The 14,861-nt window shown below is 63.2% G+C and carries 10 protein-coding genes; 4 read left to right on the forward strand and 6 right to left on the reverse strand.

The window, feature by feature from the left end; all coding sequences use genetic code 11:
• The first annotated feature begins 1 nt into the window (after position 1).
• Complete coding sequence (gene glgB, locus QP828_RS06070; protein ID WP_274732447.1) at positions 2–2,356, forward strand: 1,4-alpha-glucan branching protein GlgB; 2,355 nt, start codon at positions 2–4, stop codon at positions 2,354–2,356.
• A 481-nt stretch (positions 2,357–2,837) separates the two neighbouring features.
• Here glgB and QP828_RS06075 read toward each other — a convergent pair whose 3' ends face one another.
• From QP828_RS06075 to QP828_RS06085, 3 genes are all read right to left on the reverse strand, one after another.
• Complete coding sequence (locus QP828_RS06075; RefSeq protein WP_126134885.1) at positions 2,838–3,815, reverse strand: sugar ABC transporter permease; 978 nt, start codon at positions 3,813–3,815, stop codon at positions 2,838–2,840.
• Complete coding sequence (locus QP828_RS06080; protein ID WP_274732446.1) at positions 3,815–5,452, reverse strand: ABC transporter permease subunit; 1,638 nt, start codon at positions 5,450–5,452, stop codon at positions 3,815–3,817. The genes QP828_RS06075 and QP828_RS06080 overlap by 1 nt, the downstream gene beginning before the upstream one ends.
• A 64-nt stretch (positions 5,453–5,516) precedes the next feature.
• On the reverse strand, positions 5,517–6,767 hold the full coding sequence (locus QP828_RS06085) for a sugar ABC transporter substrate-binding protein (protein ID WP_274732445.1): 1,251 nt from the start codon (positions 6,765–6,767) through the stop codon (positions 5,517–5,519).
• A 401-nt stretch (positions 6,768–7,168) separates the two neighbouring features.
• Between QP828_RS06085 and QP828_RS06090 the strand changes: the two genes are divergently transcribed.
• Together QP828_RS06090 and QP828_RS06095 are read left to right on the forward strand one after the other, a co-directional pair.
• Positions 7,169–8,194, forward strand: a complete 1,026-nt coding sequence (locus QP828_RS06090) for a LacI family DNA-binding transcriptional regulator (RefSeq protein ID WP_274732444.1) — start codon at positions 7,169–7,171, stop codon at positions 8,192–8,194.
• An 11-nt stretch (positions 8,195–8,205) separates the two neighbouring features.
• Complete coding sequence (locus tag QP828_RS06095) at positions 8,206–9,933, forward strand: glycoside hydrolase family 13 protein (protein ID WP_274732443.1); 1,728 nt, start codon at positions 8,206–8,208, stop codon at positions 9,931–9,933.
• A 12-nt stretch (positions 9,934–9,945) separates the two neighbouring features.
• Here QP828_RS06095 and QP828_RS06100 read toward each other — a convergent pair whose 3' ends face one another.
• From QP828_RS06100 to QP828_RS06110, 3 genes are read right to left on the reverse strand one after another with little or no spacing between them, the layout of a single operon-like run.
• Positions 9,946–10,833: a tetratricopeptide repeat protein gene (locus tag QP828_RS06100; protein WP_274732442.1), complete on the reverse strand. Its 888-nt coding sequence runs from the start codon at positions 10,831–10,833 to the stop codon at positions 9,946–9,948.
• Between the two features lies 1 nt (position 10,834).
• Positions 10,835–11,860: a DUF8094 domain-containing protein gene (locus QP828_RS06105; protein WP_126134879.1), complete on the reverse strand. Its 1,026-nt coding sequence runs from the start codon at positions 11,858–11,860 to the stop codon at positions 10,835–10,837.
• Positions 11,853–13,190: a hypothetical protein gene (locus QP828_RS06110; RefSeq protein ID WP_274732441.1), complete on the reverse strand. Its 1,338-nt coding sequence runs from the start codon at positions 13,188–13,190 to the stop codon at positions 11,853–11,855. Before QP828_RS06110 ends, QP828_RS06105 begins: the two co-directional genes overlap by 8 nt.
• A gap of 300 nt (positions 13,191–13,490) precedes the next feature.
• On the opposite strand from QP828_RS06110, the gene QP828_RS06115 reads away from it, so the two are divergent.
• Positions 13,491–14,831: a cell division protein DivIVA gene (locus QP828_RS06115; RefSeq protein WP_274732440.1), complete on the forward strand. Its 1,341-nt coding sequence runs from the start codon at positions 13,491–13,493 to the stop codon at positions 14,829–14,831.
• Positions 14,832–14,861 lie beyond the last annotated feature (30 nt).

A 14,861-nucleotide genomic window follows, 5' to 3' on the forward strand; every position in this document is an offset into this window, starting at 1 on the left:
CATGTCTGATTACGTAGAAGTTGATGAAGGCACGCTCGAGGCTGTTTCCAAGGGTTGGTACTACGCACCCCACGATGTCCTCGGGCCCCATTCCAACGGCAGCACCGTCACCATTCGCACCATTCGGCGGCTCGCGGATGCGGTATTTATTGAAACGCTGGACGGGCGGGTGCCTGCCGTACACGAATACAACGGAATTTGGCGCGCGGTGCTCGACACCCCCAACGTGCCCGATTACCGGGTGGTGGCCTCGTACGGGGGCGTGGAAAGCCGCGGGGATGACCCCTACCGTTTCCTGCCCACCCTGGGCGAAACCGATATTTACCTCATTTCGGAGGGGCGCCACGAAGAACTGTGGAACGCACTGGGCGCGCATGTGCGCCACTTCCCCTCCGTTCTCGGGGATGTCACGGGCGTGGCCTTCTCGGTGTGGGCGCCCAATGCGCTCGCCGTACGGGTGGTCGGTGATTTCAACGGCTGGGATGGTTCCCTGCACGCCATGCGCTCCCTGGGCAGCTCCGGGCTGTGGGAAATCTTCGTGCCGGGCGCCGGCGCGGGGGCGCGCTACAAGTTTGAGATCCAGTACAAGGACCTGAGCTGGCACCAGAAGGCCGATCCCATGGCCCGCTACAGCGAAACCGCGCCGTCCACCGCCTCTATCGTCACCGAATCCAACTACGAATGGAACGACGACGCCTGGATGGCCCAGCGTACCGATCCGGCTTCGGGGCCGGTCTCCATTTACGAAGTCCACCTGGGTTCGTGGCGCAAGGGGCTTTCCTACCGGGAGCTCGCTGACCAGCTCATCGGGCACGTCAAGTACTGCGGCTTCACCCACGTGGAATTCATGCCGGTGGCCGAGCATCCTTTCACGCCGTCGTGGGGCTACCAGGTGACCGGGTATTACGCCCCCACTTCGCGCTACGGCACCCCCGATGACCTGCGCTACCTCATTGACCGGCTGCACCAGGCTGGGATCGGGGTCATCACCGACTGGGTCCCCGCGCATTTCGCCACCGACGAGTGGGCGCTCGCGCGTTTCGACGGCCAGGCCCTGTACGAAGATCCGAATCCGCAACGCGGCTCGCATCCGGATTGGGGCACCCTGGTCTTCGATTTCGGACGCCGGGAAGTGCGGAATTTCTTGGTGGCCAATGCGCTGTACTGGCTGGAAGAATTCCATTTCGATGGAATCCGCGCGGATGCCGTGGCTTCGCTGCTCTACCTGGATTACTCGCGGGAAGCCGGGCAGTGGCAACCCAATATTTACGGCGGGAGGGAAAACCTCGAGGCTATTTCCTTCCTCCAGGAAGTCACCGCCACCGCCTACCGGCGCAACCCCGGCGTCATGATGATCGCGGAAGAATCCACCTCCTGGCCGGGCGTCACCGCGATGACGGATAGCGGCGGGCTCGGCTTTGGCCTCAAGTGGAATATGGGCTGGATGAATGACACCATCCGCTACTTCGAGGAGGAGCCGGTCAATCGGCGCTGGCACCACGGGGAAATCACCTTCTCCATGGTGTACGCCTATTCGGAAAACTATCTGCTGCCGCTCAGCCACGATGAAGTGGTGCACGGCAAGGGCTCGCTCTACCAAAAGATGCCCGGCGACGACTGGCAAAAACGCGCCGGCGTGCGTGAATTGCTCGCCTACCAGTGGGCGCATCCGGGTAAGCAGCTGCTGTTCATGGGCCAGGAATTCGGGCAGATCCGCGAATGGAACGACGACGCCTCTCTGGACTGGTGGCTGACCGACCAGCCCGAACACGATGGCATCTTGTCCCTTGTCAAACGGCTCAACGAGCTCTACGTGGAGCATCCGGCTTTGTGGAGTGATGATTTCACCCCGCACGGATTCGAGTGGATCGACGGCTCGGATGCCGATAATAACGTCATTACTTTCCTGCGCCGCTCCGCGGATGGCAAGGATGTTGTTGTGGTGGCCTGCAATTTCGCGGGTATCCCCCACCACGATTACCGCATCGGTTTGCCGGACGGCGGGACCTGGACGGAAGTGCTCAATACCGACGCGGTGGAATACGGCGGTTCCGGGGTGGGTAATCTCGGGGAGGTCCACGCGGAGGAGATCGGCTGGAACGGCCGGCCCTACTCGGCTCCGGTCCAGCTTCCCCCGCTCGGGGTGGTTTATCTCCACCACGCGGCTGAGAAACTCGCGGGCGTTGAGGCAGGCGAAGCCCTCGATGCAGAAGCTGAAGCAACAGCAGGAACTGAAGCTGAAGCTGAAGGTGGTGCGGCCGGGGCGGCTGGCGGGGATGCCACGGCTGGCGGGGATGCCACGGCCGGCGGGGGCGATGAGGGCACGGAGGAATCCGCAGCAGCTGCGGCCGCCTAAAGCAGCAGGCTACGGCAGCCGCCTAAGATAGCCGCCTCCGCGCGCCGCGTACTAGCTCCTTCGCGGCGGCGCCTGGCAGCGGCGCAATAGTGGGCCCGGTGGTCACGTGACCACCGGGCCCACGCCTTTGCCTACACACAAAGCAAAGTGCAAATCTACGCACCATTTTGGCCCGATTTCTGTCCCTGGGCTTGCACTACGCGACCCCAACGGTTCAGGATTTGCACTTTGGTCGATCCACGGCAGCGGTGCGGCGAGGCAGGGGTGTTTTTTCCGAGGTGTACTTCGCACGTATAACAAATGAAGTACAGCTCGAAAAACACATAGTGCCCCATTGCCGAACCAATAACCCGGACTTTCCTCGGCAAATCACCGACGGAAAGTCCGGGTTATGAGTAAATATGTCAGGGGTGGCCGGTCAGCTCCGGCGGAGCATTACCAGGTGACCGGCCGCCCGAACCGGAGGAATCAGCCACCGGGCTTACCCCTTGACGGATCCGCCCGTCAGTCCCGACACGATGTAACGCTGCAGGAAGAGGAAGAGGAGCAGAATCGGGAGCGCGGAGATGACCGCGCCGGCTGTGAACCAGCCCCATTGCTTCTCATTGCCACCCACCCAAATATTCATGCCGATAGCCAGGGTCCAATTCTCTTCTTTGGAGAGAATTGTGGAGGCCAGGATGAAATCGTTGAAGGCTCCGATGAAGGCCAGCAGTCCCACCACCGCGAGGATCGGGGTGACCAGCGGGAGCACGATGGTCCAGTAGACCTGCGAATGGCTAGCACCATCGATCTTCGCCGCTTCGTCCAGCTCCATCGGAATGGAGTTGAAGGTGCCGTACATGAGGAAGGTATTGGCGCCCAAGGCCCCGCCCAGGTACACGCAGATCAACGAGAGCTTGGAGTCCAGCCCGAGCACCGGCACTACCTCGCCGAGCTGGCTGAGCAGCAAGAAAATTGCTACGAATGCCAGCAGCTGCGGGAACATCTGAATGACCATGAGGGCCAGCAGCCCGCCTTTGCGCCCCTGGAAGCGGAAGCGCGAAAATGCGTAGGCCGCGGCCGCTCCCATAAGAACCGCCCCGAGCGCGGAGAAAATCCCGATCTCCAGAGTATTAGCGAACCAACGCCAGAACATCGTCGAGGTTCCCAATTGGGTGAAGTTCTGAGTCGAGATCTCCGAGAAAAGGGAATTCGCAGACGTCAGCGTCGTTTTGGTATTCGGGTTCAGGGCTGCGGAGAGCACATAAATAATCGGGAAGGCCGAATAGACGACGGCGAAAAGCCCGACCAGGTGCCGGAAGCCCACCTGGGAAAACCAGCGCCCGAAACTCACCTTATTGTGATGGCGTTCCTTATGGCTGATCTTCTCCTCGATCACGGGAACTGCGCCGCGCGCGGTTACACCCACGCCGCCAGCAGCACCGCCGGGAACCGTCATGATGGAATCGTTTGCCATTACTGTGCCCCCTCAATTGAACGCGAACGCCGGAAGCTGATGAGGGAAATCGTGCCGACAATAACGAAGATGAGGATGGACATGGCCGAAGCCAGGCCGTAATTCTTCGTTGCCGCGCCCGAAAGCCCGGAAATTTGGTACACCATCGAAATGAGGATGTCCGTGGAGCCCACCGGTACCGAGGCGTCCGCGAATTGCGGGCCGCCGCGCGTGAGCATGTAGATGAGGTTGAAGTTATTGAAGTTAAAGGCGAAGGAGGAGATGAGGAGCGGAGTCACCTGGATCATGAGCTGCGGCAAGGTAATATACCGCCACCGCTTAAGCCCGCCCGCGCCGTCGATCTCCGCCGCCTCATTGAGTTCGGACGGAATGGATTGCAGCGCCCCCGTGCAGATGAGGAACATATAGGGGAAGCCCATCCACAGATTCACCAGGATCACGGAAAGCTTGGCCAGCCACGGATCGGTCAGCCACCCGATCTCCGCACCCCCGAAAAGCACCTGGTTGAAGAACCCGTACTTCGGGTTGAGCATACCGGCGAAGAGGAATGCCGTCATGAAGGAGGGGAAGGCGTAGGGAAGCAGCATAATCGTGCGGTAGATTTTGCGCCCGCGCATCCGCTCATCATTCATGACCAGCGCAAAGAACATGCCCAGTAGGAAAGTGGTCGCCACCGAGAGGAAGGCGAAAGCGAAAGTCCACACCAGCACCTTGAGGAAGGGGCTCGCGTAGCGAGCATCACCGAAGGCATCAGCGAAATTCTTGAAGCCCACTGTCACTCGCCAGCCGGTATTGAGAGTTTCACCGTCGTCAGCGCGATAGAAGCCCTCGCTGGAATCAGCGTGATAGACCTTGCCCGTGGTGATATCGGTGAGGGTATCGGCCACGGCGTCGTGCTTGAGGGTCGATTGGAAAACAAAACCGGTTGTGGCAGTTTGGGTTCCAATAAATCCATCCCCCGGGTCCTCACTCATGGGGACGCGCAGCGCGGTGATCTCCGCCTGCCGCGCCCCGATCTGGGCGGGCGTGAGGATCTCATAGCCGGGCACCTCGGTGATGCGCTTGCCGCTGACCTGGGCATTTTTCACAGCGACGAAAGGTGCATCCTCGGTGCCCACGAGCACCGCGCCGTCGTCGTTCACAATAGCGAAGCCGAGTTCCCCGCCCGCGTCCACGACCGCGAGGGGGTACTGCGCGCTGCCCTCAACCCGCTGGGTGGAGGTGAGCAGCAGTGCTTCGGTGGCGCGCTCTTTGGTGAGCATATGGCGGTCGCCGTAGTTGGTGAACGCGATGTAACCGGTGTAGAGGATAACGAACACCTGGAAAATCGCGAGGAATACCAGCCCCGGCGTGAGGTACTTGGCAGCCAGATGTTTCCGCGAGAAATACACGTAATCCACGATGCCCAGCACCGCCGCAGCTACAGCAACCAGGATCCACGATCCCTCGTTAAAAGCCGCCGCGATAATGTAGATCCCCAGCGCGTTGACCAGCGCCATGAGGACCAGCTTGATAACAAAACCCACCGACCAGGTGCGCGCGTGCGAGGTTCCCACCACCGGGATCTTCTTTTCCGCGCGGGCGCTGCCACGCTCGGTCGCGCGGCGCCCGGCCCGGTTCTCCGTTTCCGTACTCATGACTTACCTCTTCGCTGACGCGAGGGTGACCCGGACACCTCCGAGTCACCCTCGCGTTCGCAGCTTACTTGGCTAGTTCTGCCTGCAGATTCTGGATGAGGCTCTGCCATGCGGCCACCGGTTCGGCGCCGTCAATGATCTGAGCTTCGGTGACGCCCCAGGGCACCCACACCGCACCCATTTCCGGGATGGTGGGCATCGGCTGAGCGCCTTCGGCCGCCCGCGCGAAACCGGCGGTCACCTCGTCTTTCTGGGCTTCCTGAGCCGCGGCCGTCAGCGCCGGGAGACGGTTGCCGGCCTTGTAAATATCCAGCTGCACCTCCGGGGTGGCCATGTAATCAACGAGGAACTGGTTGGCCACAATCTGGTTCTTCGACTGCGCGGAAACATAGAAGCCCTGCACGCCTACGAGCGGGGTCGCGGCCTTGGGGCCCGGCGCCGGAATCGGCTCCACCGCTACCTTGAGGCCAGCGCTGCGGAAGTCCTCAATCATCCACGGGCCGCCCAGAATATAGGGCGACTCGCCCTTCTTGAAGGCATCGACCCCAATATCGTAGGTCATCGCCGTTTCGAAAACGCCGGCCTTGCCCTGCTCGTGCAACCAGGTGGCGAAAGCCTCGCCGTTCGCCCCGCCCATACCGAGGTTCGTGGAGGTGGAACCGTCCGCATTCGTCTCAAAAACGGGCGCTCCGAAGGATTGCTGGAAGGGGTAGTAGGTGTAGGGATCGCCCTTGTCGGTGGTCTGGATGAGGAAGGGGTACTTCACGCCCGCTTCCTTGCCCTTGGCGATCATTTCGTCAAACGTGGCCGGAGTGGAATCCGCCAGCGCGGTATTGCGGATGAGGGCGAGATTCTCCAGCGCGTAGGGCAGGCCGTACAGATTACCGCCGGTGGAGAAGGCCGTGGTGGCCACGTCATTGAAGTCCTTCGCCTTATCACCTAATTCGATGGGGGCGACGACGCCGTTCGCCACGAATTCACCGAGCCAATCATTGGCACCCACGGTGATATCCGGGCCCTGACCGTTCGAGACCTGGGTGAGGAATTCCGCGCGCACATCCCCGAATTCCTTGACCACGAGCTCCACGTGGTTGCCGGTTTCCGATTCGAATTTCTTGGCTGCGCTTTCCAGGGCGGGCTGGCGGTTGGAATCCGTCCACACCGTAATGGTGGCCCCGCCCCCGGCAGCCGGTGCCGCCGAGCTGGCTCCGGCAGGGGCTTCGCTCTTATCCGCCGCACCGCCATTACCACCGCAGGCGCCTAAAACAAACGCCAGCGCGGATACCGCGGCCATCGCGCTTATGCTCCGTCGCATTTTTACTCCTTGCGTTGATTCTTCGCTACGCGGGATCGCACCATCACGTTCCCCGTTATCTCCGAGGGTAGCGCATCATTCGGTAATTTTCACCCCTTTTTGCAGTCTTTTTTACGCCGTTACATTCCCCTAGGTGAATCACGCCGACTTTTCCGCAGTTTTGCGGGCTTATGGCGCTATTCTCTTTTCAGAAACACTTTCAGAGTGGGAGTGGTGATCGGTGGGTAGCTGCGCCGTCGTTCCGCACCGTAACAGCGCATAGACACGACACCGGCGGGCACGTTCCCGCTCTCCACACCCCGCCGCACCCACTTTCGCGCTGGAGTTTTCAGAAAAGCCTCAGTACGATGTTTCACGACGGCGCGCACCGCGCCGACCAGCACAAGGACGTCTCGGTACCCATGAGTAAAATTCGCATGCAAGATGTTGCCACCCACGCGGGGGTGTCCGTCGCGACCGTATCGCGCGTGATTAACCAGAAAGGCAACGTCAGCGAGGAAACGCGTACCGCGGTGCTCGCGGCCCTCGATATGCTCGGATATGAGCGCCCCCCTCGCCTGAGCGAGGCAAGCGGAACCGTGGGACTGCTCCTTCCCGAACTGACCAACCCAATTTTCCCGGTGTTCTATCAGGAGCTCGAACGGGAATTTAACGCCGCCGGGTACACCACCACCCTGGCAACCCAGGCTCCCGGCGCCCTTACCGAGGACGAAGCGGTCGCATCACTAACCGCTCGCGAGGTATGCGGATTGGTTTTCGTCTCGGGTATGCACGCCGATTCCAAAGCTTCTCCGGAACGGTACGTGCACCTGGCCGAACGTCTCCCCTTCGTGACGATCAACGGGGCGAATCCGCGGGTTCCGGCACCGGATTTTTCTACCGACGACGCCGAATCCATGCACCAGGCCGTGCGGCTACTGGCTGGACTCGGGCACACCAGGATCGGCCTGGGCATCGGGCAACGCCGCTATATCCCCGGCCAGCGTAAAGAAATCGGTTTTAGCGAGGCCATCACCCAGGTTCTCCCCGGCGCTGCTGTGATTGTTGCAGAAACTTTTTTCACTGCCCACGGCGGGGCGCGCGCGGCCGAAGCCCTGCTCGCACGCGGGTGCACCGCCATGGTTTTCGGCTCCGATATTATGGCGCTCGGCGCGCTGGATGCCCTGGAGCGGCGCGGGGTGCGGGTGCCCGCGGATGTGTCGATTGTTGGTTTTGACGATTCGCCGCTTATTCGCTTCATGCGCCCGGCCTTGACCACGCTGCGCCAGCCGGTGGCGGCTATCGCGCACGCCGCCTGCGCCACGCTGCGGGCAGCCATGGAAGATCTTGCCCCGACCCAGCGCACCAAGGCGGGAGCCTCCATGACTTTCCCGGCAGAATTACTGGTACGTTCCACCACCGCTGCCGCGCCCTCCCCCACTAACTGAAAGGACAGCCCATGCTCCTCCACCCTGCTTCCGAACGTGAAAACTGGTGGCGTGACGCCGTTATTTACCAGATTTACCCGCGTTCTTTTGCTTCCTCGGGCGGGCCGCTCGGGGACCTGCGCGGCATCGAGGGCCGGCTCCCTTACCTAGCAGATCTGGGAATTGACGCGGTCTGGCTTTCTCCTTTCTACCGCTCCCCGCAATTCGATGCCGGCTACGATGTATCCGACTACCGCGATGTTGATCCGCGTTTCGGGACCCTCGCGGATGCCGAGCACCTCATCGAAGCCGCGCACGAGGCCGGCCTGAGAATCATCGTTGATATCGTCCCGAACCACACCTCCTGGGATCACGAGCTCTTCCGCCGCGCGGTGACGGCCGGCCCCGGCTCACCCGAACGCGAGCTGTTCTGGTTCCGCGAGGGGAAAAACGGAGGTAGCGAGCCTCCCACCAATTGGCGTTCCGTTTTCGGCGGGCCGGCCTGGTCCCGGGTACGCGATCTGCCCTTCGTTGCCGGTACCCCGGCCGCGGAGGAGGACCTCTACTACCTCCACCTTTTTGATCGCTCACAACCCGATCTCAACTGGCGCAACCCCGCGGTGCGCACCGAATTCTTGGAGACGCTGCGCTTCTGGCTGGATCGGGGTGCGGATGGCTTCCGGGTGGATGTGGCCCACGGGCTTATGAAAGATCCGGAGCTACCCGATTGGTCCGGGGCGGTGGAAATGGCCGGGGTAACGGAGAAACCCGAACCGGCACCGTTCTTTGACCGCGATGAGGTCCATGAGATTTACCGAGAGTGGCGCGCGGTCTTGGATGAGTACTCTCCCGAACGCATCCTGGTGGCGGAGGCCTGGGCCGATACCGAAGAGCGCCTGGCCCGCTATATCCGCCCCGATGAAATGAACCAGGCTTTCAACTTCATTTATTTGGCCGCGCCTTTCGAGCGCGACGCCCTGCGTGACATTATTGTGCAGTCCCTGCGCCAGTCGGATCGGGTGGGGGCGCCTACCACCTGGGTACTCTCGAATCACGACGGCGTGCGGGTGTGCTCGCGCCTGGGTTACCGGGATACCTCCCGCGGAGCGAATGGCATCGGGGCTCACGATCCGCAACCGGATCGTGAGCTGGGTGCTCGCCGCGCCCTGGCCTGGCACCAGCTCACCGCCGGGCTGCCGGGGGTCTACTACATCTATCAGGGCGAGGAACGCAACCTGCCCGAACATACCTCGCTGCCGGATGAGGTGCGCGAGGACCCCACTTTCGCCCGCACGCACGGCGCGGAGCTGGGTCGCGACGGCTGCCGGGTTCCGCTCCCCTGGGAATCGGATCGCCCCGGCTTCGGTTTCTCCCCGGACGGCGCCACCTGGCTCCCCCAGGGCACGGACTGGGCACGTTACACGGTGGATGTGCAGGAGGCTGATCCGCACTCCCCGCTCCACTTCTTCCGCACCATGCTGCGCCTGCGCGACGAGCTGGAGCTCGGGGTCGGTTCCCTCGAGGATGTGTGCGATGAGTACGGCGCCGGCGTGCTCGCCTATGTCAATCGCGCCGTGACCACCAACCGGGCTGTGAACGCGCAGCGTCCACCGGTTCTCATGCTCACGGTATTCGACGACGCCGCTCCGCTTCCGGCCGGTTGGCGGGTCCTGCTGGCCTCGGATCCGGCGGCCAGTTCCTTGGGCGAAGGGGAGATGATCCCGGCGGATACCACCGTCTGGTTGGTACCGGTGGAGTAGGAGCCCCTCTCCTTAGAAAAGTGCGGAGGCAAGGTCACGGCGGGCCTTGCGCACAACTTCGGTATCCGCTCCCACCGCGGTGAAGAGTTCCAGCAGGTGGGTGCGCAATTCTTCGCGCACCTCAGCGCTGGTGACCTTGATGGCGGTGATAAGCCGGGCGAATCCCAGATCGGGACGGCCGGCAGCTACCTCGATATCGGCAGCGGCGATCTGCGCCGCCGCATCGCCCGGCCCACCGGCATCCGCCGCGGCCATAACGGCTTGCGGGTCCTGCCCGCGGGTGGAACGCAGCAAACGCACCTGAGCGCGGCCCACCTGCGCCACGTCGCTATCCGGATCTTCCGCCGCGAGCGCGTCAAATTCGGATTCCGCGGCGTCCAGATCTCCCCTATCCAGGGCTTCGAGCGCTGCTAGATGGTGGGGATTGACGGGTGTTTCACCCGCTTCATCGGCTTTCCCACTCACGCGGCCGGCCACGCCGGCCCGGTTGGCCGCAGCCAGAAGTTGGTTAACGAGTTCCGTGAGCTGCGCCGTGGTGGGTGCCCCCTGGAAAAGCGGAACGGGTTGGCCGCCGACGAGCGCGATACCCATGGGAATGGTCCGTACTCCGAAAGCCTGGACGAGTTCCGCTTCGGTGCTGGCGTTGACCACCGCGATGCGGATCTGGCCATGACGCCGGCGCGCTTCGCTTTCCAGGGTGGTGCCCAGCTCACCGGCCTCGCCGTCGGCCACGAAAAGCACGATAACCGGAACCTGCGCGGATAGCTGCACTTCGGCGTTGAGACCGGCCGCGGTGAGGGTGGTGAGGTATGCGCCGGGCACCGGCGCCGCGTTTTCCTGCTTCTTCGCCGCTGCCAGGGCCGCTAAATCGACCGGGCCGCGCATGGACATATCTGCCATATTAGCCTCCATTCTGCACCGAGGTGAGCACCGGTTTCGATGCCGCTACCGTGGTGATCGTTGTGTTCTGGGCGCCTGCCGCCGGGATTTTCAGGGCCACCGTGAAGGAATAGTTGAGGCGCATGGTCCCCTGGACCGTTACCTCGGTATTGGCCTGGCCGGTGGCCAGCCCGGCAATTTTCGCATCCGTGACCTTAATGGAACCGCCCTGGGCGGTGTGGCGGATTTCGAGGGCCTGGTTGACCTGGAAAACGGTGAGGATGCCGCCATCGCTGGCGCGGAAACTTTCCGGGGTGGTTTGGGCCGGGCCGAAGGCCTGGCTCACCGCGCCCACGCCCTGCACCGCGCCGGCCAAAGAATCATAGGTTTGCGACAGCTGGGTGCGCACCGCGTCCGCGGCGGCCGGATCGGCATCCGAGCCGTAACTGAGAGCGCTTCCCTTGGCGTTGAGGGTACCGAGGTAGCCGTCATGGGCGGCTTGCGGGGAGGCCACCGCTCCTTCGCCGTTATCCGCGGCCACGCGCTGCGCACCTGCCGGGCCGGCGGGAATTTCCGGGATCACACTGCCGGGAAGAATATCCATGGCGGCCCACAGCGCCCAATTTTCCCGGGCCGCGCCCTGGGTGAATACGTTGAGGCCCTGGGAGGTGGTATTCGCCGGCCATTTCACGACCGCGAGCGCGCTGCGCGGGAAACCTTCCGCCCCGGAAATCGCCACCGAATCGATGGTGGTGGATAGCTCGGGCATGTCGTAACTATCGGCCAGAATGCGTTTGAGTGCGTAGTGGGCGCTGCGCTCCACGCTAAAGGGGCCGGAACCGCGCCCGCTGAATTCTTCGGGGCTGGCGGCGGCGTCGGCCTTGGTGAGCTGCTCGAAAATCGCGGGGGCGACCCGCTCGGTGAAGTGTTTATCGGAGAGCGCGGCACGCGGGCTTGCCGGAGCCGGGGTGGGTTCCAGGACGACGGCGTTTGCCGAGCATCCGCCCAGTAATGCCAGTGCCGCGAGGGTGGCCAGGGCCTTACGCATGGGTCGTTCCTTCCTCGTCGTCGTTCTGTTTGGGCCGCTTTTGCCCCCAGATATTCCACCAGCTTTGCGGATCGGATTCCGCGGCGATATCGCTATCGCTACTGTTGGCACCGGAGTTTTCCGGGCGGTCCGCATCGCCAAGTTCGGCAGGTTTGACCGGTACCCCGTCCTTCATGTGGATAACGGGGAGGATTCCAGAATCTGCCGCGGCTTGCCATTCGGCGCGCGAGCCGCGGTAGCCGGGTTCCTCATCCGGGCCCGGGAGCGCGGCTTGCGGTTCCGCTGCCGCGGGTTCGGCTACCGCCGGTTCCTCGGTTGCTGGTTCGTCGGTTGCGGGTTCGTCTACCGCAGGTTCCTCGGTTACGGGTTCCTCTGCCGCCGGTTCCTCGCCCGCGGGTTCGTCGGCGGGTGTTTCTTCCGAAACACTTTCTTCCGAAACGCCTTCTTCCGGAGCGATCAACTCGATGCGATCGGCCGGATCGAGGGGGCGTTCGCGCAGCTCCTGCGCGCGCGGGCTTTCCATCAGGATGCCCGCGCCCAGTGCGCCTCCGGTTACCGCGACCCGGTCACCCGCGGCGCAGTCACTTACAGGCTGAGCCGCCCCACCCGTGCCGCCCGCGCCACCGGCTTCGCCAACCGCCGCCGGTACGGCCGGCATAATGGTCGTTTCATCCGCGGCCCGCTTGGCACGCGATACGCGCTCATCCTGCCCGGCCCGCACCTTCGCCGCGAAGCTGCGCTGGTCCTTGGTGGCGGTCATGAGTAGGGCCACCCCGCTGAGCCCCACAATCAGCCCGAGCAGACTCACGGGCAGAGACCAATTCCGCCCACCGGGCAACGCCCAGGTGAGTTCCACCTGCGGGAGTGCCCCGGAGGACGTCTGCATAATGAGGGATTCCGCTCCCGGGGAGGTCACCGTGTAGGTGAATTCCACCTTCCCCTTGCCTTCTTCCTTGGAGAACCACATATCCGAGGCGAGGACCTGGCCCGGGTCCGCCTCCCCCTGGGAGGGGGTCAGCGTCAGTGCGGCGTCGTCGTTCATACCGGTAATGGTGGCGCCGGGTACGCCTTCCGCGTACGCGAGCACGTCACCGGAAAATCCGGCGCCCACGGAAATGGTGTCCTGCGCCGGGCCGGAGACAGCTACCTCCACATCGGTCCCGCCCATATCCAGGACGCCGGGGGCCGTGACGAGTACGCCTTTCCCGTCCGGCGCCACGGTGGCGGAGACGCTGGAGGCCGGCTTCCACACAGTGCCGAGCAAAATGCCCACCACCAGGATCGCCAAGCCCGCGAGCGCGAGACCGACTCCTCCGTTCTTCTTCATCATTCCCCTTCTCACTCCGGCTTGCGGCCCGGTACAACCGCACCGGCGAAAGACCATCGACGACAATTCCCTACGTTAAAGCTACCGCGTGACCTGCTCGGTGGCGGAATTTTTCGGCGCACGGCCGCGCTTTTAGGCTTAGAGAAAAGCCTAACCGTTATCTAACCGTTATAAAACTCCGTTCCGGCCGATGGTGGTGAGCTCCACAGCGTTCACCACATGCCCAGCGCTACCCCCACCGGGTGCGCTGACCGGTAGGCTTAGGGCAGCAATTTCTATCCAGCAGCGCGCGGAAAGGTTGTTATGGCAGATTTAGAACTGTTTCCAACAGTACGCAGGGGTTACGACAAAGCTCAGGTCGATGAACGCATTCACCAACTGGCTGATGCGCTCGCCGAAGCTCGGTCGCGAGTAGCGGGTTTGGATGCGCAGGTTTTGCGTATGTCCGGTGAGCTCACCGAATTGCACAGCCGTTTGCGCGAAGATGAACGCCCATCCTATTCGGGTTTGGGCACCCGGGTGGAGCGGCTGTTGCGCGGGGCGGAACAGCAAGCGATGGACGTGATGAGCCGGGCGAATTCCGATGCGGAACTACTGGTCTCCCGGGCGCGTTCGCAGGCGGAAAATCTCACCTCCGCGGCGGAAAAAGAAGCGCAGGAAACGTTGGATACCTCGCGTACCGAGGCGGCTCAGGTGCGCCAGCGTGCCGAGGCGGAAGCCACCGAATTGACCACGACCTCGCGGCGCACGGCCGAGGAGCTGGTGACCTCGGCCCAGCGGGAAGCCGAGCGTTTGGAGGCGAAAATGCGCCACGATGAGGCCGAGCAGTCCACCCGGCTCACCCACGAAGAAGAGGAGCGCCGCGCGGCTCTCGCTCAGGAATTGGCGCAGGCGCGCACCCGGGCCGAGGAAGAGGTCACGCAATTGCGCACCGAGGCTGAAACTGAGGTGGCGCGTTTGCGGAGCGAGGCGGAGGCCGAGGTCGCGAAAATCCGCGCGGAGGCCGAACGTGAGGTTGCGCAATTGCGGGCGGATTCGGCCGCGGCCCGCGCGCGTTCCGATGAAGAATCGCGTACGGCCATGGCGAAGTTTGTCGACGACGCCGAGGCTCGGGCCGCCAGTGCGGAACGCCGCCTGGCGGAAGCCACGAAGCGGGCTAATGCCCTGACATCCTCCTCGGAAGCTGAGGCGAGTGCGGCGCTGAGCGCCGCCCAGACCGAAGCCCGGGAACTGGTGAGCGCGGCGCGGGAAGATGCCGAGCGGATGCGCCGCGAAGCACGCGACGCCGCCGAAGAATCACAACGCCAGGCCGATGCCCACGTGGCCGGCCTGGAAGAACAGCGCCGTACCCTCACCTCCTACCTGGAGGATATGCGCACGATGCTGGCCACCTCGAATATCCCGCTGGCCCTGGATGAAATCGTGGGAAGTGCCGAGGAGCGCACCGCTGCGGAAGCGGCTGAAGCTGGGGAAGCTGGTCAAGCTAGTGAGGCTGGTGAGGCTGGCGCCGAGGCTTCAGGAACTGGCAATCAGTCTCCCGCAGCGGCAGAATCCGATGCGGCAAAGTCCGATACGGCAGAAGCCGACGCGTCAGAATCCGACGCGGCCGGCGAAAACAATGGGGACGCTACCGACAACCGGTAGTGTCTCCTCACGAGCCGACGGGGGCAGGGG

It is taken from the genome of Actinotignum sanguinis (assembly GCF_030230305.1).
Classification (GTDB): Bacteria; Actinomycetota; Actinomycetes; order Actinomycetales; family Actinomycetaceae; genus Actinotignum; species Actinotignum sanguinis.

Coding starts and splice junctions, on each gene's coding strand:
- QP828_RS06075 (WP_126134885.1), bottom strand. CDS start 3,815: ATGGCAAACGATTCCATCATGACGGTTCCCGGCGGTGCTGCTGGCGGC.
- glgB (WP_274732447.1), top strand. CDS start 2: ATGTCTGATTACGTAGAAGTTGATGAAGGCACGCTCGAGGCTGTTTCC.
- QP828_RS06080 (WP_274732446.1), bottom strand. CDS start 5,452: ATGAGTACGGAAACGGAGAACCGGGCCGGGCGCCGCGCGACCGAGCGT.
- QP828_RS06110 (WP_274732441.1), bottom strand. CDS start 13,190: ATGATGAAGAAGAACGGAGGAGTCGGTCTCGCGCTCGCGGGCTTGGCG.
- QP828_RS06105 (WP_126134879.1), bottom strand. CDS start 11,860: ATGCGTAAGGCCCTGGCCACCCTCGCGGCACTGGCATTACTGGGCGGA.
- QP828_RS06115 (WP_274732440.1), top strand. CDS start 13,491: ATGGCAGATTTAGAACTGTTTCCAACAGTACGCAGGGGTTACGACAAA.
- QP828_RS06095 (WP_274732443.1), top strand. CDS start 8,206: ATGCTCCTCCACCCTGCTTCCGAACGTGAAAACTGGTGGCGTGACGCC.
- QP828_RS06100 (WP_274732442.1), bottom strand. CDS start 10,833: ATGGCAGATATGTCCATGCGCGGCCCGGTCGATTTAGCGGCCCTGGCA.
- QP828_RS06090 (WP_274732444.1), top strand. CDS start 7,169: ATGAGTAAAATTCGCATGCAAGATGTTGCCACCCACGCGGGGGTGTCC.
- QP828_RS06085 (WP_274732445.1), bottom strand. CDS start 6,767: ATGCGACGGAGCATAAGCGCGATGGCCGCGGTATCCGCGCTGGCGTTT.